Genomic DNA, 25078 nt, shown 5'->3' with positions numbered 1-25078 from the left:
GGTGGGGCCGGGAATTGCTTCCCTAGGGCAACAAAAAACCCTCGCCGACCGTAAGGTCGCACGAGGGTTCGCGCGTCGACGCAGCGGAAAGTCTTCCCTAAGCGTCGACGCGCTTGGGAAGTACGAGGCCGGTCAGCGGTGTCACGGCGATGACGCTAGACCGAACGCCGTGCGGGTGTCAACTCTGCGGGATGACGTGTCCGCATCGTGGACGTGGGTCACACCGGCGCGACCCGGGTTCGAGCCGCGCGTGCGCGCGGTGCACCATTTCCGCGTGGCCGAAAAACAGCAGGACGAAGGCCGGAAGGCCGTCTTCCGGATCCCGCGCACGTCCTTCATGGCGATCGCTCTCCTGACGATCTGCGTGACGCCGATCGCGCTCGGGGAGATCCCGTACCTGCAGTGGCTCTACGTCTTCCCGATCGCGCTGGCGGTGTTCGTGATCCGCCACCGCACGGTCGCCACGCGGTCCGGGCTGGCCGTCCGCACGGTGTTCGGCCACCGCGACATCCCGTGGTCGGCGCTCAAGGGGCTGGCGATCACGAAGAAGTCCCGCGTGCAGGCCGTGCTGCAGGACGACACGAAGGTGCCGCTGCCGACCGTGCGGACCCGGCACCTGCCGGTGCTGTCGCTGGTGAGCGAGGGTCTGGTCGCGGACCCGAGCGGGCAGCTGGCCCCCGAGGACATCAAGCCCGGCACGTCGACCGGCGAGTGACCCCGCGGCGGCCGGCGGCGCAACCCGGTCCCCCACCCTCGGCGGACGGGCTTGGCCCGACAGCGTAAATTGGTTCTACCAGTTTCGCCGGCCACCCTTTGACCTGGGAGTTCCCGTGCCGCCTCTCCGTTCCCGGACCACCACCCACGGCCGCAACGCGGCGGGCGCGCGCTCGCTCTGGCGCGCCACGGGCATGACCGACAGCGACTTCGGCAAGCCGATCGTCGCGATCGCCAACTCCTACACCCAGTTCGTGCCGGGCCACGTGCACCTGAAGGACCTCGGCGAGATCGTCGCCGAGGCGGTCAAGGAAGCCGGCGGCGTCGCCCGCGAGTTCCACACGATCGCCGTCGACGACGGCATCGCCATGGGGCACTCCGGGATGCTCTACTCGCTGCCCTCGCGCGAGATCATCGCCGACTCGGTGGAGTACATGGTCAACGCGCACCAGGCCGACGCGCTGGTGTGCATCTCCAACTGCGACAAGATCACCCCGGGCATGCTGAACGCGGCGATGCGCCTGAACATCCCGGTGGTGTTCGTCTCCGGCGGCCCGATGGAGGCAGGCAAGGCGGTCGTCGTCGGCGGCGTCGCGCAGGCCCCGACCGACCTGATCACGGCGATCGCGGCGTCGGCGAGCCCCGAGGTCGACGAGGACGGGCTGGCCGTCGTCGAGCGTTCGGCCTGCCCGACGTGCGGTTCGTGCTCCGGCATGTTCACCGCGAACTCGATGAACTGCCTCACCGAGGCCCTCGGTTTGTCGCTTCCCGGCAACGGCTCCACGCTGGCGACGCACGCCGCGCGCCGAGCGCTGTTCGAGCAGGCCGGCCGCACGGTCGTCGAGCTGTGCCGCCGCTGGTACGAAAACGACGACGAGTCGGTGCTGCCGCGTTCGATCGCGTCGAAGGCGGCGTTCGAGAACGCGATGGCCCTCGACATGGCGATGGGCGGCTCGACGAACACGGTGCTGCACATCCTCGCGGCCGCCCAGGAGGGCGAGGTCGACTTCACGATCGCCGACATCGACGCGATCGGCCGCCGCGTGCCGTGCCTGTCGAAGGTGGCGCCGAACTCGGACTACCACATGGAGGACGTCCACCGCGCGGGCGGAATCCCGGCGATCCTGGGCGAGCTGTACCGCGGCGGCCTGCTGAACACGGACGTGTGGTCGGTCCACTCGCCGGATCTGTCGTCGTGGCTTGCCGCCTGGGACATCCGGGCATCGTCGCCTTCTCCGGAGGCTGTGGAGCTCTTCCACGCGGCGCCGGGCGGGGTCCGCACGACGCAGGCGTTCTCGACGTCGAACCGCTGGTCGTCCCTGGACACGGATGCGGCGGAGGGCTGCATCAGGGACGTCGAGCACGCGTACACGAAGGACGGCGGCCTGGCGATCCTCCGCGGCAACCTGGCGGAGAACGGCGCGGTGATCAAGTCCGCGGGCATCGACGAGGACCTGTGGCACTTCGAGGGCCCGGCGCGGGTCCTGGAGAGCCAGGAGGAGGCGGTGTCGGCGATCCTGAAGAAGGAGATCCAGCCGGGCGAGGTCCTGGTGATCCGCTACGAGGGCCCGGCGGGCGGCCCGGGCATGCAGGAGATGCTCCACCCGACGGCATTCCTCAAGGGGTCGGGCCTGGGCAAGAAGTGCGCGTTGATCACGGACGGCCGTTTCTCGGGCGGATCATCGGGCATTTCGGTGGGCCACATCAGCCCGGAGGCCGCGGCGGGCGGCTTGATCGGCCTGGTGGAGAACGGCGACCGAATCCTGCTGGACGTCCACGAGAGGCGCCTGGAGCTGCTGGTCGCCCCGGAGGTGCTGGCCGAGCGCCGCGCGAAGATGGAGGCGTCGGAGAGGCCGTGGCAGCCGAAGGAGCGCCAGCGCCCGGTGACGGCGGCGCTGCGTGCGTACGCCCGGATGGCGACGTCGGCGGACACTGGTGCGGTGCGGGACGTGAACAAGTAGGTCGGCTGTTTTCCGAAGGCCGCCCCGGCTCGCCCGGGGCGGCCTTTTCCATGCCACAACAGGCCCCGCCGCTTGGGGGACCCCCGGATTCAACGTTACTCGCGGCCACCGACAAATCCGGGCCCGCGCACCGCAGTTGTCCACAGCCCCGGCACAAGCCGCCGAGTTGTCCACAGCCGGCGGGGGACCCCCGATTTCAACATTACCGGCGCCCACCGACAGTTTCGGCCGCCACGGAACCCGGAGCCACCCGATCGAGCCACCCCAGCCCTACCGCGTCAAAACGATGACCACCACCGCCGCCGCGGCCGCCAGCAGCAGCGAAACCAGCCCCAGCGGCAACGGCCGTTTCCGCCAGGGCGTGTTCCGCTCCAGCGAAACCGGCCCCGCCCCGGTGAACAGCAGGCTCAACGCCGAAGCCGCAAGCAGCAGCTCGAACTCGAACCCCTGCCCCGACCCCTCGAAGAACCCGCCGTGGAACTTCGCGTACACCGCGTTCGCCGCCACCCCCAGCAGACCCGCCGCGGCCAGCGGTGTGAACAGCCCGACGATCACCAGCACCCCGCCGCCCACCTCGGTGATGCCGGTGATCCACGCCAGCAGCGTCGTCTGCTTGTGGTACCCGAAGGTCTCCAGCACCCGCGCGAACCCGCCGATGCCCGGCCCGCCGAACAGGCCGAACAGGTGCTGCAGCCCGTGCGCGCCCATGGTCACGCCGAGCGCCAGCCGCAGGATCAGCAGGCCGAAGCCCAGTCCGCCCTGGCGCGGCGTGTCGTCCGACCGGTCGTCCTCGACGCCCGACAGGACGCTGGTGGGCTGCTGCGAAAAGTCGTCTCCACTGCTCACCCGCGCAGGTTAGGGGATCGCCGCGGGCCTGGCGAGCTCAGTATTCGCCGTGGACGAGGTTGTCGGGCAGCTCCCCGCCGGCGTACCGGGCGATCTCGGCCGCGGCGACGGCGTACGAACGGCCCCGGACCCCGCGCACGGCCCCGCCGACGTGCGGCGTCAGCAGCAGCCCCGGCGCCGTCCACAGCGGGTGCCCGGCGGGCGGCGGCTCGGGATCGGTCACGTCGAGGGCGGCCCGCAACCGGCCCGTGGTCAATTCGGCGACCAGGGCATCGGTGTCCACGACGGCGCCGCGCGCGACGTTGACCAGGACCGCTCCGTCGCGCATCCGGGCCAGGAACTCCGCGTCGACCATCCCGCGCGTCCGCGACGTCAGCGGCACCATCAGCACCACGACGTCGTGCAGTTCCAGGAGCCCGGGCAGCTCGCGCACGCCGTGCACGCCCGGCCGCGCGGTCATCCCGACCATCGTGCAGCGCGCGTCGAACGGCTCGAGCCGCCGCCGCAGGTGCTGCCCGAGGTCGCCGGCGCCGATGACGAGCACGCGCTTGCCCTGCAGCGTGTCCGCCGTCTGCCGCTCCCACCGGCCTTCGCGCTGCGCCGCGGCGAAGACGTCCAGCTTCCGGTACATCGACAGCAGCGCGGCGACGACCCACTCGGCCGAGCTCCCGCCGTGCGCGCCGCGGCAGGTGGAGAGCAGGACGCCGTCGGGCACCTTGCCCACCCAGTCCTCGGCGCCGGCGGACAGCAGCTGGATCAGCTTCAGGTTCGGCACCGTGCGCCACAGCTGCTCGCCGGGCGGGTGCTTGCCGGGGATGAGCACCTCGGCCTTCCCCGCTTCGGGCGGCACCGGCTCGCCCCACTGGTAGCGCACGGGCAGGACCCGCGGGACCTCGGCGAGCACGGTCATGCCCTCGTCGTCGGGCACCAGCACGGTCAGCGTCATGATCTCCAACGTAATCGAGGAGTACTCACCCATGGTTCACGCACCGGCACCTAGGCTGGGGGATCATGCGCACCCGCTACCGCTCGGCCCTGCTCGCGATCGTGGCCTGCGGCGTCCTGCTGCCCGCCGGGTGCGCGCGATTCGACGACACCGCGGCGGGCCAGACGTTCAGCCCCGCGCCCGTCCCCAGCCCCGAGTCGCCACCCGAGGTCCAGGGCCCCGGCGCGGACTCCGGCAGCGACGGCAAGCAGGTCCGCCCCGGCGGGACGGCCGCGCCGGTGCCGCCGCCGCAGGGCTGCAAGGACTTCGACCCGTCGGTGATCGCGACGTGCCAGGACACCGTCGCCGCGGTGGCCGGCCTGCCGGGTGACGGCTCCACGCCGAGCGCGCTCGCCGGCGAGCGCAAGAGCGGTCGCGTCCTGCTCGCGACCGGCGGCAAGGACGCGACGGACTTCGCGAAGCTCGACGTCGAGGCGGCCGGTGACGGCGGCCTGACCGGCCTGGCGCTGTCGCCGTCGTACGTCGAGGACCAGCTGGTCTTCGCCTACATCACGACCGCGACCGACAACCGCGTGGTGCGCTTCGCCCAGGGCCAGGCGCCGAAGCCGGTGCTCACCGGCATCCCGAAGGGCGCGTCCGGCAACCGCGGCACGATCGGCACCGACAACCGGGGCGCCCTGCTCGTGGCGACCGGCGACGCGGGCGACCCGGGGGCCGCGGCCAACCCGAGCTCCCTCGCCGGGAAGCTGCTGCGGATCGACACCTCCGGCAAGGCCGCGGCGGGCAACCCGAACGGCGCGCTCGTGGTGGCGGCCGGCCTGCATGCCCCGGGCGGGGTCTGCGCGTCGGCCGACGGCGGCCGCGTCTGGGTCACCGATCGCCTGGCCGACAAGGACGCCCTCTACCGGGTCCAGGCCGGGAAGCCGCTGTCGACGCCGGCGTGGACGTGGCCGGACAAGCCGGGTGTCGCGGGCTGCGCCGACTTCGTCGACGCCAACGGCTCGCTCTCGGTCGGCACGTCGCTGGCCGGCAACCTCCAGAACCTGCCGGTCACCCCCGACGGCGCGATCAGCGGCAAGCCGACGGTGAGCCTCGACGGCAAGACCGGCAAGCCGCCGGTGACGTACGGGCGGCTCGCCGGCATGAGCATGATCAACCCGCAGCTGGCGGTGGCGGGCACGGTCAACAAGGACGGCGGCCACCCGGTCTCCAGCGACGACCGCGTCGTGCTGATCACCCCGGCCACGTCCGGCGGCGGCAACGGCCGGGACTAGGCGAGGGGCTTCAGCTCCACCCGCCGTCCCTCGGCCGACGACGTCAGCCCGGCCTCGGCCACCTGCAGCCCGCGGGCGGCGGAGAAGAAGTCGTAGCGGTGCTGCCGCCCGGCGACGACGTCCCGGACGAACTCCTCCCACTGCGCCTTGAAGCCGTTGTCGAACTCGGCGTTGTCCGGGACCTCCTGCCACTGGTCGCGGAAGGGTTCGGTGGCCGGCAGGTCCGGGTTCCACACCGGCTTGGGCGTCGCCGAGCGGTGCTGGACGCGGCAGCGCCGCAGCCCGGCGACCGCGCTGCCCTCGGTGCCGTCGACCTGGAATTCGACCAGCTCGTCGCGGAAGACCCGCGTCGACCACGACGAATTGATCTGCGCGATGACCCCCGACTCGAGCTCGAAGATCCCGTACGCAGCGTCGTCCGCCGTCGCCGCGTATGCCTCGCCCTGCTCGTTCCAACGGCGCGGGATGTGCGTCACCGCCTTCGCCGTCACCGCCGAGACGCGGCCGAAGAGGTTCTCGAGCACGTAGTTCCAGTGGCAGAACATGTCGAGCACGATCCCGCCGCCGTCCTCGGCGCGGTAGTTCCAGCTCGGGCGCTGCGCGTCCTGCCAGTCGCCCTCGAACACCCAGTAGCCGAACTCGCCGCGCACCGACAGGACCCGCCCGAAGAACCCGCCGTCGACCAGCCGGCGCAGCTTCAGCAGGCCCGGCAGGAACAGCTTGTCGTGGACGACGCCGTGGCAGATCCCGGCGTCCCGGGCGAGCCCGGCCAGCTCCAGCGCCGATGTCAGTTTTTCGGCAAGGGGCTTCTCGGCGTAGACGTGCTTGCCCGCGGCGATCGCCGCGCGCACCGACGGCTCGCGCGCCGACGTCAGCTGCGCGTCGAAGTAGACGTCGACGTCCTGCAGCGCGGAATCGGCGTCGGTGGTCCAGGCGGTCAGGCCGTGCCGGTCGGCGAGGTCCTTGAGCTTCGCGGCGTTGCGCCCGGCGAGGACCGGCTCGAGCTGCACGCGGCTGCCGTCCGGCAGGGCGACGCCGCCCTGTTCGCGGATCGCCAGGACCGACCGGAGCAGGTGCTGCCGGTAGCCCATCCGGCCCGTGACCCCGTTGAGCAGCACTCCGATGCTGGACTGGTTCATCACTGCACGCCTTCCTGGTCGAGCGGGATGTCGTATTCGGTGCGGCGGCCGCACATGCCGTAGCCATCCGGGTTCGACGGCGTCGCGACCCGCAGGCCGGACTCCTCGAGGTGGCTCCCGTCACCGTCGGCGAGTGCCTTCAGCTGCGCACCGGTCAGTTCGGCGGCCCGCAACGCCCCGGCCCGCCAGCGCAGTACCCACTCTGCGACCTTCGGCGCGACGAGCGCGACGGCCGCCCGGTGGAACGCGCGCAGCGGTCCGGAGTCGCCGTCCCCCATCGCCTCGCGCAGCGGCAAATACCCACGGACGGCCAGGTCCCGACGACGGCCACCCGTAAGCGCTTTCCCTGAGCCAACCCGGGTCTCCCTCCACGGTTCCGGCGCCCCCGCAACACCGGCCCACACGGCCCGCCAACCCACGGGCGACGACACCGTCCGCGGCAGTGCTGCGCGCCTCCCCGACCGTCTCAGAAAGCGCTTTCTCACGCAACGGGCGACCACGATGTCAACGTTGTCAGCGACCGTGATCCACCGGTCGGACGACTGCTCAACCCAGCCGCAGTTCGCCCGCGGTGAGCTCCTCAGGAAAGCGCCACTTGATCACTTCGTGGCGAGGTCCGCGGAGATGACCCCCTGCGCGGCCGGGAGATCAGCCGCTCTTGTTGCGAGCCTTCCGCGGCTGCCGGCTTTCGGCCCGCATCGCCCGCATGTCCAGAAAAGCGGCAACCCCCGAAACCAGCGCCGCGAGCAGCCCCAGGTACCGGCCGAGGCCGGGCCGGATGGCAACTCCGGCGGCCTCGAAGATCCCGCGCTGGTCGGCGTCGAACTCCCAGTCCAGGGTGACCCACCCGAGCACCATCAGCAGCAGCGACGCGGCGGCGACCACCAGCCACAGCTGCGGCAGGCCGCTGGCCCGCAGGGTCCGGATTCGCCCGAAAACGACCACGACCAGCCCGGCCAGCAGCAACGGCAGCGGCGGGCACCAGGCGAAGAAGCTCGAGTGCCACGCGTCGCGGACGACGTCACCCCGGGGCAGCTGCGCGAGGATGTCCTCGATGTCCGGCCTGGTCGCGGTCAGCGTGGTCCACGGCAGGAACGTCGAGCCCAGCGCGAGCAGCCCGGCCGCCAGGCCGAGCCACTCGCGCCAGGTGACGCTTTTAACGAATCCCGGCTTTGTCATGAAAACGGTCAGGAACCGACCCGCTCGATGATCAGCTCGCGGACCCGCTTGGCATCGGCCTGTCCCTTGGTCGCCTTCATGACCGCGCCGACGATGGCACCCGCCGCGGCGACCTTGCCGCCGCGGATCTTGTCCGCGACGTCCGGCTGTGCCGCGAGGGCCTCGTCGATCGCCGCGAGCAGCGCCGAGTCGTCCGAGACGACCTTCAGCCCACGCTTCTCCACGACGTCCCGCGGCTCGCCCTCGCCGGCGAGCACGCCCTGGACGACCTCCTTGGCGAGCTTGTTCGTCAGCTCACCGGACGACACGAGCCCGATCACCTCGGCGACCTGCTTCGGCGTGATCGCCAGGTCGGTCAGCTCGACCTCGCGCGCGTTCGCCTCCTGGGCGAGGGTGTTGACCCACCAGCCGCGCGCCTCGTCCGGGGTCGCGCCGGCCTCGACGGTAGCGGCGACGAGGTCGACGGCACCGACGTTCAGCAGGTCACGCAGGGCCTCGTCGGAAAGCGACCATTCCTGCTGGATCCGCTTCCGCCGTTCCGAGGGCATCTCCGGCAGCGTCCCGCGGAGCTCCTCGACCCACTCGCGCGACGGCGCGATCGGGACCAGGTCGGGCTCCGGGAAGTACCGGTAGTCCTCGGCGGTCTCCTTCGTCCGGCCCGGCGACGTGGTGCCGTCGGCCTCCTGGAAGTGCCGCGTCTCCTGCTTGATCGAACCGCCCTCGGCGAGGATCGCCGCCTGCCGCGTCATCTCGTAGCGGACGGCGCGCTCGACGCTGCGCAGCGAGTTGACGTTCTTCGTCTCGGTGCGCGTCCCGAACTCGGTCGCGTCCTTCGCCATCAGCGAGACGTTCGCGTCGCACCGCAGCGAGCCCTGGTCCATCCGGACGTCGGAGACGTCGAGCGCGCGAAGCAGGTCGCGCAACGCGCTCACGTAGGCCCGCGCGACCTCGGGCGCCCGCTCACCCGTGCCTTCGATCGGCTTCGTCACGATTTCGATCAGAGGTACGCCGGCCCGGTTGTAGTCGAGCAGCGAGTGCTCGGCACCGTGGATCCGCCCGGTGGCGCCGCCGACGTGCAGCGACTTGCCGGTGTCCTCCTCCATGTGCGCGCGCTCGATCTCCACGCGCACGACCTCGCCGTCGTCGAGGGTGACGTCGAGGTAGCCGTTGAAGGCGATCGGCTCGTCGTACTGGGAGGTCTGGAAGTTCTTCGGCATGTCCGGGTAGAAGTAGTTCTTCCGCGCGAACCGGCACCACTCGGCGATCTCGCAGTTCAGCGCGAGGCCGATCCGGATCGCGCCCTCGACGGCCTTGCCGTTGACGACCGGCAGCGCCCCGGGGAGGCCGAGGCAGGTCGGGCAGACCTTCGTGTTCGGCTCGCCGCCGAACTCGTTCGGGCAGCCGCAGAACATCTTCGTGTTCGTGTTCAGCTCGACGTGGACCTCGAGCCCGAGCACCGGGTCGAACCGCTCGACGACGTCGGCGTAGTCCATCAACTCGGCCACGGCAGTCACTTCGTTCCTCCCAGCTCCGGGACCTTGTGGATGAGCGCCCCGCCGGCGGCGGCGTCGCGGGCGGCCTCGTAGGCGGCGCCGACCCGGTAGAGCCGGTCGTCGGCGAGCGCCGGGGCCATGATCTGCAGCCCGACCGGCAGCCCGTCCTCGTCCGACAGCCCGCTCGGCACGCTCATCGCGGCGTTGCCGGCCAGGTTCGACGGGATCGTGCACAGGTCGGCGAGGTACATCGCCATCGGGTCGTCGACCCGCTCGCCGATCTTGAACGCCGTGGTCGGCGTCGTGGGCGAAACGAGGACATCGACCTGCTCGAAGGCGGCGTCGAAGTCACGCGTGATGAGCGTGCGCACCTTCTGCGCCGAGCCGTAGTAGGCGTCGTAGTAGCCGGACGACAACGCGTAGGTGCCCAGCATGATCCGCCGCTTGACCTCGGCGCCGAAGCCCTTTTCACGGGTGAGCGACATGACCTCTTCGGCGCTGTGCGTGCCGTCGTCGGCGACGCGCAGGCCGTAGCGCATGGCGTCGAACCGCGCCAGGTTCGACGAGCACTCGCTCGGCGCGATCAGGTAGTAGGCGGGCAGCGCGTAGACGAAATTCGGACAAGACACCTCGACGACGTCGGCGCCGAGCGCACGCAGCTGCTCCACCGCGGCCTGGAACGACCGCAGCACGCCGGCCTGGTAACCGTCGCCGCCGAACTCCTTCACGACGCCGACCTTGACGCCCTTCAGGTCACCGGTCGCGCCCTGACGCGCCGCGGCGACAACGGGCGGCACCGGCGCGTCGATCGACGTCGAGTCCCGCGGGTCGTACCCGGCGATGACCTCGTGCAGCAGGGCGGCGTCAAGCACCGTCCGCGCGCACGGCCCGGCCTGGTCGAGCGAGGACGAAAAAGCGACCAGCCCGTACCGCGACACCCCGCCGTAGGTCGGCTTGACCCCGACGGTCCCGGTGACGGCCCCCGGCTGCCGGATCGACCCACCGGTGTCGGTGCCGATGGCGATGGCGGCCTCGAACGCCGCGATCGACGCCGACGAGCCACCGCCCGACCCGCCCGGGATGCGGGCGTGGTCCCACGGGTTGTGCGTCGGACCGTACGCGGAGTTCTCGGTCGACGACCCCATGGCGAACTCGTCCATGTTCGTCTTGCCGAGGATGACGACACCGGCCTCGCGCAGCTTGCGCGTCACGGTCGCGTCGTACGGCGGCAGCCAGCCTTCGAGCGTTTTCGAACCACAGGTGGTCGGGACGCCCTCGGTGGTCAGCACGTCCTTGAGCGCGAGCGGCACGCCGGCCAGCGGCGACGCGGGCGCCTGGCCCTCGGCGAGGCCCTCGTCGACCTTCTTGGCCGCGGCCAGCGCGCCCTCGGTGTCGACGTGCAGGAACGCGTGGATGTGGTCGTCGACCTCGGCGATCCGGTCCAGGTGGGCCTGGGTGACCTCGACCGCGGACACCTCGCGCGAGTGAATCTTCCCCGCCAGCTCCGCGGCGGTCAGCTTGATGAGCTCGCTCACTGCTCTTCCCCCAGAATCCGCGGCACCCGGAACCGGCCGTCTTCGGCGGCCGGCGCACCGGCCAGCGCCTGCTGCTGCGTGAGCCCGGGGACGACGACGTCCTGTCGGAAAACGTTCGTCAGCGGCACGGCGTGCGACGTGGGCGGCACGTCGGCGGCGGCGACCTCGCTCACCTTGGCCACCGAGTCCAGGATCTGGTCGAGCTGGCCGGCGAAGACGTCGATTTCGTCGTCGGTCACGGCCAGCCTGGCCAGCTTCGCGAGGTGCGCGACCTCGTCTCGGGAAATGTTGGGCACGCGGGTGACTCCCGGGTTGTGCTGTGCGGGTTGTCTCGGAAGCTGCAAGTCTATGGTGGCGGCGCGGGCGGACTCGACTGGGTTACGCCCGGCGCAGGCCGGCTGCCGTCCGGCGACGCTCACATCCCGCCCGGCGGACAGCAGGTCCCGCGAGCCGGGTGGGTCTGTCACAATCGGCGACCGGCATCGAGCGTCCCACGGCAAGGCTGGGACGCCAGAGGTGAGAGGGGCGCGTGGTGTCGTTCCTGATCCGGGTCCTCCTTCCGGACAGCCCGGGGACCCTCGGCGCGGTCGCCACGGCGCTCGGCACGGTAGGCGCCGACATCCTCAGCGTGGACGTCGTCGAACGCGGCAACGGGACCGCCGTCGACGACCTGGTCGTCGAGCTCCCGTCGGGCCGCCTGCCCGACGCGCTGATCACGGCAGCCGAGAGCGTCGAAGGCGTCGAAGTGGACGCGGTCCGTCCCTACGCGGGCGTCCTGGACACGCACCGGGAGCTCGAGCTCGTCGAGGAGATCGCCGCGCAGCCGAAGTCCGGCCTCGACATCCTCGCCGAGGGTGTCCCCCGCATCGTGCGCGCCGGCTGGGCGATGATCGTCGAGCATTCGGAGACCGGCGCGATCCGGCTGGCGTCGTCCAGCGCGGCCCCGGAGACGCCGATCACCGACCTGCCGTGGCTGCCGCTCGAGCGCGCGACGGTCCTCGACAGCGAAGAGGCGTGGATCCCGGAGACCTGGAAGGAGCTCGGCACCGAGCTCGCCGCGACCCCGCTCGGCAAGCCGGGCAAAGCGCTGCTCGTCGCCCGCCCCGGCGGCCCGAACTTCCGCGCCGCCGAGGTCGCCCGGCTCACCCACCTCGCCGGCATCGTCGCGGTCGTCCTGGACGGCTGACACTCACTCGTCGCCGAAAGGGACGGGCCCCTCGGGGTCCGTCCCTTTCTCGGCAAAGCCCAGGTCAGACGTCGATCTGGTAGGCGATGAGCGTGATGTGCGGAAACGGCCGCCAGTCCCGCTCGGCCAGGCGCGTGAACCCGAGGCGCTCGTAGAGCCGATGCGCGCTGCGCATCCGCTCGAGGCTACTCAGCACCACTTTCCGGAGTCCCAGCGCGCGCGCCCGCTCGAACACGGCGTTGATCAGCGCCTCGCCGATTCCGCGACCACGCGCCGACGGAGCCACCGCCAGCATCCGGAACTCCAGCTCGCCCGGGCGCGAGATCTCCGCGAACTCGGAGCCCGGGAGCACGATGGTCACGGTGCCGACCACCTTCCCCGTGCCGTCCACGGCGACGAGGACCTCGGCCTCCTCGGCCCGCCGCGCGACGTCGCGGAGCGTCGCGTCGTAGCCGACGTCGTCGGCCAAGTGACCATCGGCCTCATACGCCAGCACCGTGACCTCCCCCGCGAGGGCGTATTCCTCGGGCCGTGGTGGGCGGATCTCGACGTCACTCATCCTCTCCCCCAGTCTCTTCTTCGGCGGTTTCGTCGCCGGCCGGCAGCGCCACCTCCCGCGCCGCGTCGGGGCCCTGCTCCAGCAGGACGCGGAAGCCGGCTTCGTCGAGCACGGGCACCTTGAGCTGGATCGCCTTGTCGTATTTCGAACCAGGCGAGTCCCCGACGACGACGAACGCGGTCTTCTTCGAGACCGACCCGGCGGCCTTGCCGCCGCGGGCCATGATGACCTCCTTGGCCTCGTCGCGCGAGAACCCGTCGAGCGAGCCCGTCACCACGATCGACAGCCCCTCGAGGTTGCGCGGGATGGAGTCGTCGCGCTCCTCCTCCATCCGCACCCCGGCGCGTCGCCACTTTTCGACGATCTCCCGGTGCCAGCCGACCTCGAACCACTCCCGAGTGGCACGGGCGATGGTCGGGCCGACGCCGTCGACGTCCGCGAGCTCCTCCTCGGTCGCCTCCTCGATGCGCTCGATCGAGCCGAACTCGCGCGCCAGCGCCTGCGCCGCGGTCGGCCCGACGTGCCGGATCGACAAAGCGACCAGCACCTTCCACAGCGGCCGGTCCTTCGCCACCTCCAGGTTGGCGAGCAGCTTCCGCGCGTTCGCCGAGAGCTCGCCGGCCTTGGTGCGGAAGAGTTCGACCTCGGCGAGGTTGTCCTCGTCGAGGTCGAAGACATCGCCTTCGTCGGCGATCACCCGCGCGTCGAGCAGCGCGGCCGCCGCCTCGTACCCGAGGACCTCGATGTCGAAGGCACCGCGGCCGGCCAGGCTGAACAGGCGTTCCCGCAGCTGCGCCGGGCAGAAGCGGCTGTTCGGGCAGCGGATGTCCTTGTCGCCTTCCTTCTGGTAGGCGAGTTCGGTACCGCAAGCCGGGCAGTGAGTGGGCATGACGAACTCGCGCTCGTCACCGGTCCGCGCGTCCACCACCGGCCCGAGGACCTCGGGGATGACGTCACCGGCCTTGCGGATGACGATCCGGTCGCCGATCAGCACGCCCTTGCGCTTGACCTCTTCCTGGTTGTGCAGGGTGGCGCGCGCGACGGTCGACCCGGCGACCTTGACCGGCTCGGTGACGGCGAACGGGGTCACCCGCCCGGTCCGCCCGACGTTGACCTGGATGTCCAGCAGCGTCGTGATGGCTTCTTCGGGCGGGTACTTGTACGCGATCGCCCACCGCGGCGCGCGCGACGTCGTGCCGAGCCGCCGTTGCAGCGCCACCCTGTCGACCTTGATGACCACGCCGTCGATCTCATGCTCGGCGTCGTGCCGGTGTTCACCCCAGTAGGTGATGTGCGCGGTGAGTTCGTCGGCCGACGTAAGCACCTTGCTGTGCGGCGACACCGGCAGCCCCCACGCCGCCAGAGCGTCGTACGCCTCCGACTGACGCTGGGGCTCGAAACCTTCGCGCTTGCCGATCCCGTGGCAGATCAACCGCAGCCGCCGCTCACGCGTGATCTTCGGATCCTTCTGCCGCAGCGAGCCGGCCGCTGTGTTGCGCGGGTTCGCGTACGGCGGCTTCCCCGCTTCGACCATCTTCGCGTTCAGCTCGAGGAAGTCCTCGACGCGGAAGTACACCTCGCCACGCACCTCGACCAGCGCGGGTACCGGGAACTGGTCGGTGCCGGTCAGCGTCTCCGGGACCTGGTCGAGCGTGCGGACATTGAGCGTGACGTCCTCGCCGGTCCGGCCGTCACCGCGGGTGAGGGCCCGGGTCAGGTGGCCGTTTTCGTACAGGAGGTTGATCGCCAACCCGTCGATCTTCAGCTCGGCCAGGAACTCGGTCTGCCCGACCTCCTTCTCGACACGTTCCACCCAAGCCAGGAATTCGTCCTGGTCGAACACGTTGTCCAGGCTGAGCATGCGCTCGAGGTGGTCGTACGCGGTGAACTCGGTCGAGAACGTGCCTCCGACCCGCTGGCTCGGCGAATCGGGCGTTACCAGCCCGGGGTACTGGTCCTCGAGCTGCTGCAGTTCGCCCAGCAGCTCGTCGAACTGCCCGTCGGAGATGATCGGCGAGTCCAGGACGTAGTAGCGGAATTGGTGGTTGCGTAGTTCCTCTGCGAGGGCGCCGTGCCGCTCACGCACGTCGGCCGGGACGTCGGTCACGTCCTCGGCGCTCTGGTCCTGGGGAAGGTCGGTGCTGCTCACGGGTGGTAACCCTAGTCGGCGGTACCGACATTTTCGTGCGGTCCGCCGTCCAGTCCACGGACCAGTTCACGGAACTCCAGAAGGGTGATCGAGCCGGCCGGCTCGGCCTCCGCGGTCTCGACGCGCCGTAACCGTTCGGCGGCCAGGCGTTCACCCAATGTCGCATCGAGCGGCAGGAAGGTCATGGTCCGGCGGGTCGCGGCGTCGAGGTCGCCGAAGCGCGGGTGGAAGACGGCGACGTCGACGACGTGCTCGTCGTCGTCCACCTGAGCGACGACCCGGACGTCGGCCAGCGCGATCCGGTGCTCGCCGAGATTCACGGTCACCTCGGTCGGATCGGGCACCGGCGGCACCGAGTCGTGGTACTCCCAGATCGCGTCGTCCGGCGGCGCGGCAGCGCGCCACGCGTCGGTGAACGGCCGCACTTCGGGATCCTCCTGGCCGGTGACGACCAGGGCGTAGATCGCCTGGCGACCACGCTCGAGCGAGAAGTGCAGCCGCGGGTGCAGCGCCTCGACCAGCTGGCAGAGCTCGTGCTCGACGCGGTGCGGCTCGCCCTCGCCGAGTGCCGCGCTGACCATCGGGAGCAGCTCGAACCAGCCGCGCCAGAACGCTTCGGCAGCGGCCGCCGGATCGTCCGGCACGGGCTGCTCGGGCCACGCGGTACGCGGGTCGGGCGGATCGGCGGCGGCGTTCTTGCGGCGGAGCAGACGCATGGTTTCGGGTGGTCCTCGTTCGGTCGGCTACCTCGCCAACGCTACTTGCCCACCGGGGCGGACGTCGGCGAGTTGCCGGATTCCGTCACCAGCCCTCGGGCGGCTCGACGAAGGCTTTGCCGAGGTCTCGGGTGAGCGACAGGGCTCGGCGCATCCATTCCGGCGTCGCGCCGGCAAGGCCGCAGGCGGGCGTCGGCACCGCTCGTTCGGCGAGGACGCTGCGGTTGAACCCGAGCCGGTCGGCCAGCCGGAACGCCGGCTCGCCGACGTCCTTCAGGCTCGGCGAAGCGCCGGACACCGTTGCCGGAACCGCGCCGAGGAACAGCGTGGCCCCGCCGTCCCACACTTCGCCGATCTCGTCGAGGAACGCTGCGGAGGCACCGTCGAGCGCGGCGAGGTCGAAGGCCAGGGCGTCGGCACCGGCCTCCCGCAGCAGGCCGAGGGGTGGTTTCGCGGCGCAGCAGTGCAGGATCACCGGACGGTCGGTGATCCGCCGGGCGCCGTCGATGACGGTCGTGAGCAGCTCACGGGCCTCGGGCGCCGGCACCGCGGGGACGCTCCCGTAGCCGGACGGCGTCGACAGGCCCCCGGCCAGCACCGCGGGCAACGACGGCTCGTCGAACTGGACGACCACCGGTGCACCGGTCCTGGCCTGCACTTCCGCGACATGTTCGGTGAGGCCGTCCAGCAGGGACGACGTGAAGTCCCGCAAGGCCCCGCGATCGGTCAGGACCCGATGCCCGCGGGGCAGTTCGATCCCCGCGCCGAGGGTCCACGGCCCGGCAAGCTGGATCTTGAAGACGGGTGGAGTGACCCCGGCCTTCTCGCGCGCCTCTTGGACGGCGTCGAGGTCCCAGCGGAGCAGATCGACGGCCCGGCGATGCTCGTGCCCAGGTCGGGACGCCACCCGGTAGCCACTCGGCACGACCTCGACGGCCAGGTCGACGAGCAGCGCGGCGGTCCGGCCGAGCATGTCCGCGCCGACGCCGCGGGCCGGCAGCTCGGGCAGGTGCGGGAAGTCGGGCAACTCGCCGAACACGACCGCAGCCGCCTCGACCGGATCGGTGCCCGGCATCGAGCCGATCGCCGTCGCAGCCCCGCTGGGCCAGATTCGCTCACTCACGAACACTGATTCTGGTCGACCGCCGCGTCCCGGCACCGGCCGGGGCGCCGGGATGCGGACATTCACCGCATTTCCCTTGACTGGCACCATGAGCGCGTCCGCGACGTTAGGCTGACCGGCCATGACGAGTTCGCCACCGCAGCCGGGCTGGTACCCGGACGCGCGGGACCCCCGTCTGCACCGGTGGTGGGACGGCCAGGCTTGGACCGCCGACACCCGGCCGGCGTACCCATCGGCACCGCCGAGCGACTCCGCGCCGATCGAGCTGGACATCGAACGGGCCCACGACCCGGCCCGGATCCAGAACCAGGTCAATCGCGCGACACGCGGCCGCGGCGGAGCACGCGCCGGCGGCGGGACTCTGTTCACCGAACCCGTCCTCGTGGTCAACCAGCGAGCCAAGCTGATCGAGATGGCCAACGAGTTCGGCGTCTTCGACCAGCACGGCAACCAGCTCGGCGGCGTCGTCGAGGTGGGGCAGAGCACGCTGAAGAAGGCGATCCGGCTGCTGACCAACTACGACCAGTTCCTGACGCACAAGTTCGAGGTCCGCGACGCCAACCACAGCACCGTCCTCAAGGTGACGCGGCCGGCGAAGGTGTTCAAGTCCCGGTTCCTGGTCACCAGAGCCGACGAGACGCCGATCGGCGAGATCGTCCAGGAAAACGTCTTCGGCAAGATCCGGTTCGGTTTCCTCGTCGACGGCCGGTCGATCGGCGGGATCTTCGCCGAGAACTGGCGTGCCTGGAACTTCTCGATTCGCGACCACGCCGGCACCGAGGTCGCCCGGGTGACCAAGACCTGGGGCGGGTTCCTCAAAGCCGCCTTCACCACGGCCGACAACTACGTCGTCGAGATCCCTCACCCGCTCCCGGATCCGCTCGCCAGCATGGTCGTCGCCGCGGCGTTGACGATCGACACCGCGCTGAAGCAGGACACGGACTGATCGAGTGACCGGCGTCTCATCTCCTCCCGGTGGACAGCGGGCCCGGCACGGCTCAGGGTGAACAAGAGGCCGGGACGCCGCAGTCTCGCCGGGACGGAGGTCACCGTGGAACCGTTGCCGGAAAGCAGCGACAGGAACTGGACCGAGCCCGGGATCTACCAGGTCTCATCCGGCGTCTACCGGATCCCGTTGCCGCTGCCCAACGACGCTCTCCGCGCGGTCAACGTCTACGCGGTCACCGACGGCGAGAAGCTGGTCCTGGTCGATTCCGGATGGGCGCTGACCGTGGCCCGGCAACAGCTCGCCGACGCTCTGAGCGGGATCGGCGCCGAGCTCGCCGACGTGAGCGAGTTCCTCGTCACCCACGTGCACCGGGACCACTATTCGCAGGCAGTGGTCCTCCGTCGTGACTTCGGTTCGAAGATCGCCCTCGGCCAGGACGAAGAGCCTTCACTCAAGGCATCCGGCAATCCCGACCGCCTGCCGATGGAAGCCCAGGTCGACCTGTTGTTCCAGGCCGGAGCCGGCGAGGTCGTGGAAGCGCTGGCCAAGCAGTTCGGCACCAGCCGGCGGCACACGGAAGCCGACCTCTGGGAAGCACCCGACGAATGGCTGACCCCGGGCCCGCGGCCGATCCTGCCCGGGCGCGAGTTCGAGGTCGTCGCCACTCCGGGACACACGTCCGGCCATGTCGTCTTCGTCGACGACACCGCCGACCTGCTGTTCTCCGGCGACCACGTGCTACCGCACATCACGCCCTCCATCGGCTTCCAGCCGGTACCGGCCGAGTTGCCGCTCAACGACTTCATCGACTCCCTGCGCCTGGTTCGCGCCATGCCCGACCGCCGGATGCTTCCCGCGCACGGCCCAGTGTCCGAAAGCGTGCACACCCGGGTCGACGAGCTGCTGGAACACCATCGGCAGCGGCTCGAAACGATCGCGTCGCAGATCGAGGCGGGTGCGACCTGCGCGTACGAGGCCGCGCTTCGCATCGACTGGACCCGCCGCAACCGCAAACTGTCCGAAATGGACTCCTTCAATCAGATGCTCGCTGTCCTGGAAACCGCAGCACATCTCGATCTTCTGGCCTCGCAAGGAAAACTGAGCGCCCACGTCGTCGACGGTGTTCGTCGTTACGCGCTGACCTGAACCTGCGCAGCCGACACTATGGGTAGCCACCTCGTAGCAGTTGGGCCGCCGACCGGCCTCCTGCATACTGGGTGAAATGGAAGTCATCCGACGCGCCCGGGCAACGGACATCGAGGCGCTCGTGCGCCTGTTCGGCGCACGAGGCGAACCGCTGGCAGCCGCACTCCGGGAACTCATGAACACGCCCAACGTCACGCTGGTCGTCGCCGAGGACGACAACGGCGTCGCCGGCACCGCGCAGCTGACCCTGCTCAGAGGTCTCGCCTGGGATGGCGCCTCCCGCGGCCTGCTCGAGGGCATTCGCGCCGCTCGGCGCGGTGTGACCAGCGCACTCCTAACCTGGGGGATCGACGAAGCGCGCCGGCGCGGCTGCACGCGCGTCCACCTCGATTCGGGGCTGAACCGCGGCGACCTGCGAGACTTCTATGCGCGCTTCGGCTTCGAGTACAGCTACCAAGGATTCACCCGCGTCCTGTGATACTGAAGCCGTGGCCGACTACACCATCCGCAGGGCACGACGGGAAGACATCGATGCGATCGTGCGAATGCTGGCGGACGACCAGCTCGGCGCCACTCGCGACGACCCCGGCGATCTCGAGCCGTACCTGCGTGCTTTTGACGAGATCGACGCGGATCCGAATCAGCTTCTGGTGGTCGTCGCTTTCGAGGACAGACCTGTCGGCACCTTGCAGCTGACGATCATTCCGGGCCTCGCCAGGCGTGGCGCGCTCAGAGGTCAGATCGAGGCCGTGCGGATCCACGCCGAACATCGGGGCACTGGACTGGGCGCCGACCTCGTCCGATGGGCGATCGACGAGTCGCGGCGGCGCGGGTGCGCCCTCGTGCAACTCACGTCGGACACCTCCAGGACGGAAGCGCACCGGTTCTACGAGCGCCTCGGATTCGTGGCCAGCCATACAGGTTTCAAGCTCAAGCTCTGAGCCGCGACGGCTGCCGCACACACCAAGACCACTATTGTCTATTTTGGACATAGCTACTCCCCCCACTCGCGACGCGCGCGTCACGCCCGCGAACGATGCCCAATGAATTGCGATTCGTCAAGCCGTGAAGGGCGCGAACGGCCCGTTCGTGACGTTTTGATGACTTTCCTCGCAAGCCGTCGTACCGTCGGACTCATGACGTCTTCACAGCCGATCCGCAACATCGTCCCCACGCTCGCCCAGGGCGCCGGCGGCAACCTTCCATTTGTGCTGCAAGCGGTTCGCAACGACCCGAACACGTTGCAGCGCATGGAAGACGAGCAAATTGTCGCTCTGATCCGCGACACCGACGCGGAAGTCTCGAGGCTGCAAGCACTGCAGCTGAGAGCGATAGCAGACCTGAGCGTGCGCCGGAGACGGGCGCCCAGCGCGTCATCGGAAGTCGCGCTGGCTTTGTCCATAACGGAACACCGCGCCAGTGCGATCGTTTCCGCGGCCAACGCACTGATTGCCCGCCTTCCTCGCATGCTGAACCTGATGGACGACGGCCGGCTCGACCTGCATCGCGCCATGAAGGTCACTGACGCGACCGCATGGCTGTCGGGAGAACACGTACGAGTTGTCGACGCGACGCTCGAGCATCGGGTCCCGGGACGAAACGCCACCCAAGTCCGCCGAGCCGCGACCTACGCAGCCGCACAGGCCGATCCCGAGGGCGCTGCGCTCCGCACCGAACGAAAGCTCACCGAGCGGCGGCTCCTCTTGCGCCACCACGACACCGGGGTAGCCCATCTGTCGGTGAACAACGCGCCGGCTGAGAAGGCAAGCGCCGCTTACGCCCGCGTCGACCAGGCTGCCCGGGCGTTGAAGAAGCCGGACGAACCGCGAACGCTGGATCAGCTGCGGGCGGACGTGGCCATCGATCTGCTGCTCAGCGGCAGCGGGGGCCCGAACGAGCGCACCGAGGTCTTCCTGCACATCGACCTCGCCACCTACCTTGGCCTGAATCAGACTCCGGCAACGCTGTCCGGCCGCGGGCCGATTTCGGCCGCGCTGGCCCGCCACATCATCGGCGGGCCCGATACGACCCTGCGCCGGGTGCTCACCGACCCACGAACCGGTCACGCGGTCGAGCTGTCACCGACGCGCTACTCGCTCGAGCGGGACGAGTTCATCCGGGTTCGCGACCAAGAGTGCCGGCATCCTGGCTGCACGCGTCCCGCGCAGAACTGCGGCGTCAAGGCGACTCGCACGAAGGGCGAGGCAGAAGGCGTTGCGGACCAGGCCGTCACCTTCTGCTCGCGGCACGGCAAGCTGAAGGGACTGCCGGACTGGGACTACGAAGTCACGCCGGAAGGTGCCGTCAACGTCACGACACCGATAGGAGAGGTGCATTCGACAAGGCCGCCGTCGATGCACCCCGGCCGCAAACGAGCGAACCGGCTACGCAGGAAGTCGCGGAAGTGACGAGCTCAGCGGGTACCCGAGATTTTCGCGCTGCCGAGGACGACATCCCCGCCTTCGGGATCGGGGCGGTAGAGAACGACGACCTGGCCCGGAGCGACGCCACGCAGCGGCTCGCGCAAGTGCACCGTCATGGTGTCGTTGTCCACGTCGGCGACCGCATCGACGATGCCTCCGTGAGCTCTGACCTGGACGACGCATTCGGTGGGCTCGGCCAGCGGCCGGCCGCTGGGCCAGATCGCGCGGTCAGCCTCGATCACCTTGACGCCGAGCCCGGCCGCGGAGCCGACCTTGACGGAGCCCGACACCGGTTCGAGTGAAAGGACGTACCGAGGACGGCCGTCGGGCGCCGGAGCGTCGATTCCCAGGCCCTTGCGCTGGCCGACCGTGAATCCGTGCACCCCGGTGTGCCGGCCGAGCACCGCACCTGTTTCCGCGTCGACGAGCTCGCCGGGACGCTGCCCCAGCCGGTTCTCCAGGAACTTCTTGGTGTCGCCATCCGGGATGAAACAGATGTCGTGGCTGTCCGGCTTGTTGGCGACGGACAGCCCCCGGCGCTCCGCTTCGGCACGCACGTCGGTCTTCCAGGAGTCACCCAACGGGAACATGGCGTGGCTGAGCTGCTCGGGCGTCAGCGAGGCAAGCACGTACGACTGGTCCTTGCCGCTGTCCGCGCTACGACGCAACTCGGGCACACCGTCGACCATGGAGAGGCGCGCGTAGTGGCCCGTCGCGACCGCGTCGAATCCCAACGCCATCGCCTTCTCGAGAAGCGCTTCGAACTTGATCTTCTCGTTGCAGGTGACGCAGGGATTCGGGGTGCGCCCGGCGGCGTATTCGCCGACGAAGGTTTCGACGACCTCTTCGGTGAAGCGCTCCGCGAAGTCCCAAATGTAGAACGGGATGCCGAGGATGTCGGCGGCCCGCCGGGCGTCGTGCGAGTCCTCAATAGTGCAGCACCCGCGCGAGCCGGTCCGCAGAGTTCCCGGTTTGGCGGACAGGGCCAGGTGCACGCCGACGACGTCGTGCCCGGCGTCGACCGCGCGCGCCGCGGCGACCGCCGAGTCCACTCCTCCGCTCATCGCGGCCAAAACCCGCATTGCCTTACACCTCTTGCTTCTGGGTCTGCTTGCGCATTCCGGCGAGGCCGGCCTGCCGGGCGCGCATGACGACGCCACCGATCTCCGCGGCCACAGCCTCGACGTCCGCGGCGGTGGATGTGTGGCCGAGAGAGAAACGGAGCGAACCGCGGGCCGCCGCCGGGTCGGCCCCCATGGCGAGCAGCACGTGACTCGGCTGGGCGACACCTGCTGTGCACGCGGATCCCGTCGAGCACTCGATGCCCTTGGCGTCGAGCAGCATCAACAGGCTGTCGCCGGCGCACCCGGGGAAAGTGAAGTGGGCATGGCTGGGCAGCCTTTCGCCTTCTCCACCGTTGAGGACTGCGTCGGGTACCTCGCGTTGGACGGCCTCGACGAGCCCGTCTCGAAGCTCCTCGACGCGCTTCGCGTACTCGGCTCGGGTGGCGACGCTGATTCGGACAGCAGCCGCGAATCCCAGGATCGCCGGGACGTCCAGGGTGCCGGAGCGGACATTGCGCTCCTGACCTCCGCCGTGCAGCAGGGGCGAGCACGGTACGTCACGGCCGAGCAGAAGCGCTCCTACGCCGATCGGGCCGCCGAGCTTGTGGCCGGTCAGCGTGAGCGCAGCGGCGCCGCTGGCGGCGAAGTCGACCGAAACCGCCCCGACGGCCTGGACCGCGTCGGTGTGGAAGGGGATGTCGAACTCGGCGCACACTGCTGCCAGCTCGGCGATCGGGTTGATCGTGCCGACCTCGTTGTTCGCCCACATCACGGTGGTCAACGCCACGTCCTCGGGCTCCGCGGCGATGGCTGCCCGGAGGACGTCAGGCGACACTCGCCCCTGGCTGTCCACGTCGAGGAGCGTCACCTCGGCGCCGCAGTGGGCCTCGAGCCACTCCACGGTGTCGAGCACGGCGTGGTGCTCCGCGGCACCGCACAGGATGCGACGCCGCTGCGCCTGCTCGCCACGGCGAGCCCAGTAGATGCCCTTGATCGCGAGGTTGTCGCTCTCGGTGCCTCCGCCGGTGAAGATCACTTCGGAGGGACGGGCGCCCAGCGCCTCGGCGATTGTCTCCCGGGCTTCTTCGACCATCCGGCGGGCCCGGCGGCCCGAAGAGTGCAGCGCCGAGGCGTTGCCCACGGTGGACAGCGCCTCGGTCATCGCCGCTATGGCTTCGGGCAACATCGGCGTGGTTGCCGCGTGGTCGAGATAGGTCATCGCTGTTCCAGGGTAGTCCGCTCCAGCGCGTGACCAAGTCCACCCTGGCTCTCGAAGTGGGCTGTCACACCTTTGACGGCCACCGCCCGGTCAGCCGGACCCCCACCATCGCCAGCCCGACCAAGGCCACGGTGAGCAGGGCCATCGCCGGCGACGGGTCGAGCACCGAGCCCACCACACCGAGCAGAACCCCGCCCAGGCCGATGAGCAGCGCGGAACCGACCCAGTCCGCGAGCTGAACCGCCGAGGTGTTGAATCCGCGCTCGCCTTCGGGTGAGTAGCGGAGCAGGAGGACGGAAATCGCGGGCATCGCGATCCCCATGCCTGCGCCACCGACCGCGCACGCCACGAATGCGACCCAGCCGGGGCACCACGGCTGCGAAACCAGACCGAAGCAGACCAGCCCCGCCGCCACCAGCAGGAACCCGGTGCGTAGCGACGCCTCCCTCGACCAGCCGAGGTACCGGCCCTGGGCCGCCGACGCCGCGGACCAGCCCAAAGCCGTGATCGTCAGCGGCAGGCCGGCGAGGGCAGGGCCGTAACCGTGGACCGCCGTCATGGTCAGCGGGAGATACGCCTCCATGCCCGCGTAGGCCCCGGCGATCAGGGCGCGGGAGGCGACGACCGTCGGCAGACCGGGGCGCGATGTCAACGTCCCGGCCGGCAGCAGGGTCCGGAGCGCGTAGCCCAGGGCGATCAGCCCCACCGTGCCGTAGCCGAGCGCGACCAGCGACTGGTGCTGAGCGGCCCAGGTCAACGCCGCGACGCCGAGCGCGGCGATGATCGCCTGCGGGACGCTCGCCCGCCGCCCGCCCGTGGCAGGTTCGTGCGCCGGCAGGCGTCGGACGACCACCACCAGCATGAGGACGCCGATCGCGACGAGCGGGACCAAGCCGAGGAAGACCCAGCGCCAGCCGACGCTGACCGTCACGACTCCGGCCACCGACGGTCCGATGACCGCCGGCAGGACCCAGGCCGCGGCATTCGCGGCGTAGATGACCGGGCGTTCGTGGTCGGTGAAGGTCAGGGCGATCAGCAGGGAGACCGAAACCAGGAGCAATCCCGAGCCGAAGCCCTGCAGCGCCCGGCCGAGCAGGAGCATCGGCATGCCGCTCGCCGTCCCCGCGACCACCAGGCCGGCCGCGAACAGCAAGGGACCGGCGAGCAGCGCCGGCGCCGGTCCGCGGCGGTCGCCCAGCCGGCCCGACAGCACGGTGGCGACCACGCTGGAAATCAGGAAGATCGTGAACGGCCACGAATAGAGGGACAGCCCGCGGAGGTCGGCGACCAGCGTGGGCATCGCCGTCGCCACACCCATGCTCTCGAACGCGACCAAGGTGACCACCAGCAGCAGCGCGATCGTGGTCAGCCGGTGTTCCGCGCTCCAGAGCACACTGCGGCGGCGAGGTGCGGAGTCGATCGTCGAGGCCATGATCAGCAGCGTGCAACCTCCAGCT

23 protein-coding genes and 1 pseudogene are annotated in these 25078 nt (G+C 70.2%); 9 read left to right on the top strand and 15 right to left on the bottom strand.

From position 1 onward, the window contains the following. The first annotated feature begins 274 nt into the window (after positions 1–274). Together ABZX11_RS23180 and ilvD are read left to right on the top strand one after the other, a co-directional pair. Positions 275–715, top strand: a complete 441-nt coding sequence (locus tag ABZX11_RS23180) for a PH domain-containing protein (protein ID WP_354916117.1) — start codon at positions 275–277, stop codon at positions 713–715. A gap of 115 nt (positions 716–830) precedes the next feature. Further along, entirely contained in the window at positions 831–2675 is a 1845-nt protein-coding gene (gene ilvD / locus ABZX11_RS23175; RefSeq protein ID WP_354916114.1) for a dihydroxy-acid dehydratase, read from the top strand. Positions 2676–2945: 270 nt separating this feature from the next. Here ilvD and ABZX11_RS23170 read toward each other — a convergent pair whose 3' ends face one another. After that, on the bottom strand, positions 2946–3521 hold the full coding sequence (locus tag ABZX11_RS23170) for a DoxX family membrane protein (RefSeq protein WP_176172400.1): 576 nt from the start codon (positions 3519–3521) through the stop codon (positions 2946–2948). A gap of 37 nt (positions 3522–3558) precedes the next feature. Continuing rightward, positions 3559–4467, bottom strand: coding sequence for a 2-hydroxyacid dehydrogenase (locus ABZX11_RS23165; protein ID WP_354916111.1), 909 nt, complete (start codon positions 4465–4467; stop codon positions 3559–3561). Between the two features lie 65 nt (positions 4468–4532). Between ABZX11_RS23165 and ABZX11_RS23160 the strand changes: the two genes are divergently transcribed. Then, positions 4533–5741 (top strand): PQQ-dependent sugar dehydrogenase, encoded by a 1209-nt coding sequence (locus ABZX11_RS23160; protein ID WP_354916108.1) that lies wholly within the window; start codon positions 4533–4535, stop codon positions 5739–5741. Here the strand turns inward: ABZX11_RS23160 and ABZX11_RS23155 are convergent. From ABZX11_RS23155 to gatC, 6 genes and pseudogenes are all read right to left on the bottom strand, one after another. Continuing rightward, on the bottom strand, positions 5738–6880 hold the full coding sequence (locus ABZX11_RS23155) for a Gfo/Idh/MocA family oxidoreductase (protein WP_354916105.1): 1143 nt from the start codon (positions 6878–6880) through the stop codon (positions 5738–5740). The genes ABZX11_RS23160 and ABZX11_RS23155 overlap by 4 nt on opposite strands. Beyond that, positions 6880–7206 (bottom strand): annotated as a pseudogene (locus ABZX11_RS23150) (cupin); the annotation flags it as partial. The pseudogene ABZX11_RS23150 and the gene ABZX11_RS23155, both read right to left, overlap by 1 nt. Positions 7207–7528: 322 nt before the next feature. Beyond that, positions 7529–8059 (bottom strand): hypothetical protein, encoded by a 531-nt coding sequence (locus tag ABZX11_RS23145; protein WP_354916102.1) that lies wholly within the window; start codon positions 8057–8059, stop codon positions 7529–7531. 8 nt (positions 8060–8067) lie between these two features. Further along, positions 8068–9573: an Asp-tRNA(Asn)/Glu-tRNA(Gln) amidotransferase subunit GatB gene (gatB, locus tag ABZX11_RS23140; RefSeq protein WP_176172405.1), complete on the bottom strand. Its 1506-nt coding sequence runs from the start codon at positions 9571–9573 to the stop codon at positions 8068–8070. Beyond that, complete coding sequence (gene gatA / locus ABZX11_RS23135; RefSeq protein WP_176172406.1) at positions 9570–11087, bottom strand: Asp-tRNA(Asn)/Glu-tRNA(Gln) amidotransferase subunit GatA; 1518 nt, start codon at positions 11085–11087, stop codon at positions 9570–9572. The genes gatB and gatA overlap by 4 nt, the downstream gene beginning before the upstream one ends. Continuing rightward, positions 11084–11383 (bottom strand): Asp-tRNA(Asn)/Glu-tRNA(Gln) amidotransferase subunit GatC, encoded by a 300-nt coding sequence (gene gatC, locus ABZX11_RS23130; protein WP_310974691.1) that lies wholly within the window; start codon positions 11381–11383, stop codon positions 11084–11086. The genes gatA and gatC overlap by 4 nt, the downstream gene beginning before the upstream one ends. Positions 11384–11619: 236 nt before the next feature. On the opposite strand from gatC, the gene ABZX11_RS23125 reads away from it, so the two are divergent. Continuing rightward, positions 11620–12273, top strand: coding sequence for an amino acid-binding protein (locus ABZX11_RS23125; RefSeq protein WP_176177898.1), 654 nt, complete (start codon positions 11620–11622; stop codon positions 12271–12273). A 64-nt stretch (positions 12274–12337) separates the two neighbouring features. On the opposite strand, the gene ABZX11_RS23120 is transcribed toward ABZX11_RS23125, so the two are convergent. The 4 genes from ABZX11_RS23120 to ABZX11_RS23105 all read right to left on the bottom strand — a co-directional run bounded on the left by ABZX11_RS23120 (position 12338) and on the right by ABZX11_RS23105 (position 16820). Next, the gene (locus ABZX11_RS23120; RefSeq protein ID WP_354916094.1) at positions 12338–12832 is read right to left on the bottom strand and encodes a GNAT family N-acetyltransferase; all 495 of its coding nucleotides are present in this window, start codon (positions 12830–12832) and stop codon (positions 12338–12340) included. Next, complete coding sequence (gene ligA, locus ABZX11_RS23115; protein WP_354916091.1) at positions 12825–14981, bottom strand: NAD-dependent DNA ligase LigA; 2157 nt, start codon at positions 14979–14981, stop codon at positions 12825–12827. Before ligA ends, ABZX11_RS23120 begins: the two co-directional genes overlap by 8 nt. Before the next feature lie 11 nt (positions 14982–14992). Continuing rightward, the gene (locus ABZX11_RS23110) at positions 14993–15697 is read right to left on the bottom strand and encodes a hypothetical protein (RefSeq protein WP_354916088.1); all 705 of its coding nucleotides are present in this window, start codon (positions 15695–15697) and stop codon (positions 14993–14995) included. An 85-nt stretch (positions 15698–15782) separates the two neighbouring features. After that, positions 15783–16820 carry a methionine synthase gene (locus ABZX11_RS23105; protein ID WP_354916085.1) on the bottom strand — a complete coding sequence of 346 codons (1038 nt, stop codon included), beginning with the start codon at positions 16818–16820 and terminating at the stop codon, positions 15783–15785. Positions 16821–16941: 121 nt separating this feature from the next. Between ABZX11_RS23105 and ABZX11_RS23100 the strand changes: the two genes are divergently transcribed. The 5 genes from ABZX11_RS23100 to ABZX11_RS23080 all read left to right on the top strand — a co-directional run bounded on the left by ABZX11_RS23100 (position 16942) and on the right by ABZX11_RS23080 (position 21323). Next, positions 16942–17766, top strand: coding sequence for a phospholipid scramblase-related protein (locus ABZX11_RS23100; RefSeq protein ID WP_354916082.1), 825 nt, complete (start codon positions 16942–16944; stop codon positions 17764–17766). 105 nt (positions 17767–17871) lie between these two features. Beyond that, positions 17872–18915, top strand: coding sequence for an MBL fold metallo-hydrolase (locus ABZX11_RS23095; RefSeq protein WP_354916079.1), 1044 nt, complete (start codon positions 17872–17874; stop codon positions 18913–18915). A gap of 76 nt (positions 18916–18991) precedes the next feature. Then, positions 18992–19393, top strand: coding sequence for a GNAT family N-acetyltransferase (locus ABZX11_RS23090; RefSeq protein WP_176172414.1), 402 nt, complete (start codon positions 18992–18994; stop codon positions 19391–19393). A gap of 10 nt (positions 19394–19403) precedes the next feature. Next, on the top strand, positions 19404–19856 hold the full coding sequence (locus ABZX11_RS23085; RefSeq protein WP_176172415.1) for a GNAT family N-acetyltransferase: 453 nt from the start codon (positions 19404–19406) through the stop codon (positions 19854–19856). Positions 19857–20051: 195 nt separating this feature from the next. Then, entirely contained in the window at positions 20052–21323 is a 1272-nt protein-coding gene (locus ABZX11_RS23080; RefSeq protein WP_354916075.1) for a DUF222 domain-containing protein, read from the top strand. Positions 21324–21328: 5 nt separating this feature from the next. Here ABZX11_RS23080 and mnmA read toward each other — a convergent pair whose 3' ends face one another. From mnmA to ABZX11_RS23065, 3 genes are all read right to left on the bottom strand, one after another. Beyond that, positions 21329–22420 carry a tRNA 2-thiouridine(34) synthase MnmA gene (gene mnmA / locus ABZX11_RS23075; RefSeq protein ID WP_176172417.1) on the bottom strand — a complete coding sequence of 364 codons (1092 nt, stop codon included), beginning with the start codon at positions 22418–22420 and terminating at the stop codon, positions 21329–21331. Between the two features lie 4 nt (positions 22421–22424). Then, on the bottom strand, positions 22425–23621 hold the full coding sequence (locus ABZX11_RS23070) for a cysteine desulfurase family protein (protein WP_354916072.1): 1197 nt from the start codon (positions 23619–23621) through the stop codon (positions 22425–22427). A 64-nt stretch (positions 23622–23685) separates the two neighbouring features. After that, positions 23686–25053: an MFS transporter gene (locus ABZX11_RS23065; protein ID WP_354916069.1), complete on the bottom strand. Its 1368-nt coding sequence runs from the start codon at positions 25051–25053 to the stop codon at positions 23686–23688. Positions 25054–25078 lie beyond the last annotated feature (25 nt).

The sequence above is a fragment of the Amycolatopsis sp. NPDC004169 genome, assembly GCF_040610315.1.
In the GTDB taxonomy this organism is placed as follows: Bacteria; Actinomycetota; Actinomycetes; order Mycobacteriales; family Pseudonocardiaceae; genus Amycolatopsis.
Note: the sequence above shows the minus strand (reverse complement) of the source record. Positions and strands in the feature narration are given on the sequence as shown.

What these genes read in the sequence shown, in the direction of transcription:
- ABZX11_RS23145 (WP_354916102.1), bottom strand. Translation starts at nt 8,059, where the DNA reads ATGACAAAGCCGGGATTCGTTAAAAGCGTCACCTGGCGCGAGTGGCTC.
- ABZX11_RS23080 (WP_354916075.1), top strand. Translation starts at nt 20,052, where the DNA reads ATGACGTCTTCACAGCCGATCCGCAACATCGTCCCCACGCTCGCCCAG.
- ABZX11_RS23120 (WP_354916094.1), bottom strand. Translation starts at nt 12,832, where the DNA reads ATGAGTGACGTCGAGATCCGCCCACCACGGCCCGAGGAATACGCCCTC.
- ABZX11_RS23110 (WP_354916088.1), bottom strand. Translation starts at nt 15,697, where the DNA reads ATGCGTCTGCTCCGCCGCAAGAACGCCGCCGCCGATCCGCCCGACCCG.
- mnmA (WP_176172417.1), bottom strand. Translation starts at nt 22,420, where the DNA reads ATGCGGGTTTTGGCCGCGATGAGCGGAGGAGTGGACTCGGCGGTCGCC.
- ABZX11_RS23100 (WP_354916082.1), top strand. Translation starts at nt 16,942, where the DNA reads ATGACGAGTTCGCCACCGCAGCCGGGCTGGTACCCGGACGCGCGGGAC.
- ABZX11_RS23065 (WP_354916069.1), bottom strand. Translation starts at nt 25,053, where the DNA reads ATGGCCTCGACGATCGACTCCGCACCTCGCCGCCGCAGTGTGCTCTGG.
- ABZX11_RS23070 (WP_354916072.1), bottom strand. Translation starts at nt 23,621, where the DNA reads ATGACCTATCTCGACCACGCGGCAACCACGCCGATGTTGCCCGAAGCC.
- ABZX11_RS23155 (WP_354916105.1), bottom strand. Translation starts at nt 6,880, where the DNA reads ATGAACCAGTCCAGCATCGGAGTGCTGCTCAACGGGGTCACGGGCCGG.
- ABZX11_RS23090 (WP_176172414.1), top strand. Translation starts at nt 18,992, where the DNA reads ATGGAAGTCATCCGACGCGCCCGGGCAACGGACATCGAGGCGCTCGTG.
- ABZX11_RS23160 (WP_354916108.1), top strand. Translation starts at nt 4,533, where the DNA reads ATGCGCACCCGCTACCGCTCGGCCCTGCTCGCGATCGTGGCCTGCGGC.
- ABZX11_RS23165 (WP_354916111.1), bottom strand. Translation starts at nt 4,467, where the DNA reads ATGACGCTGACCGTGCTGGTGCCCGACGACGAGGGCATGACCGTGCTC.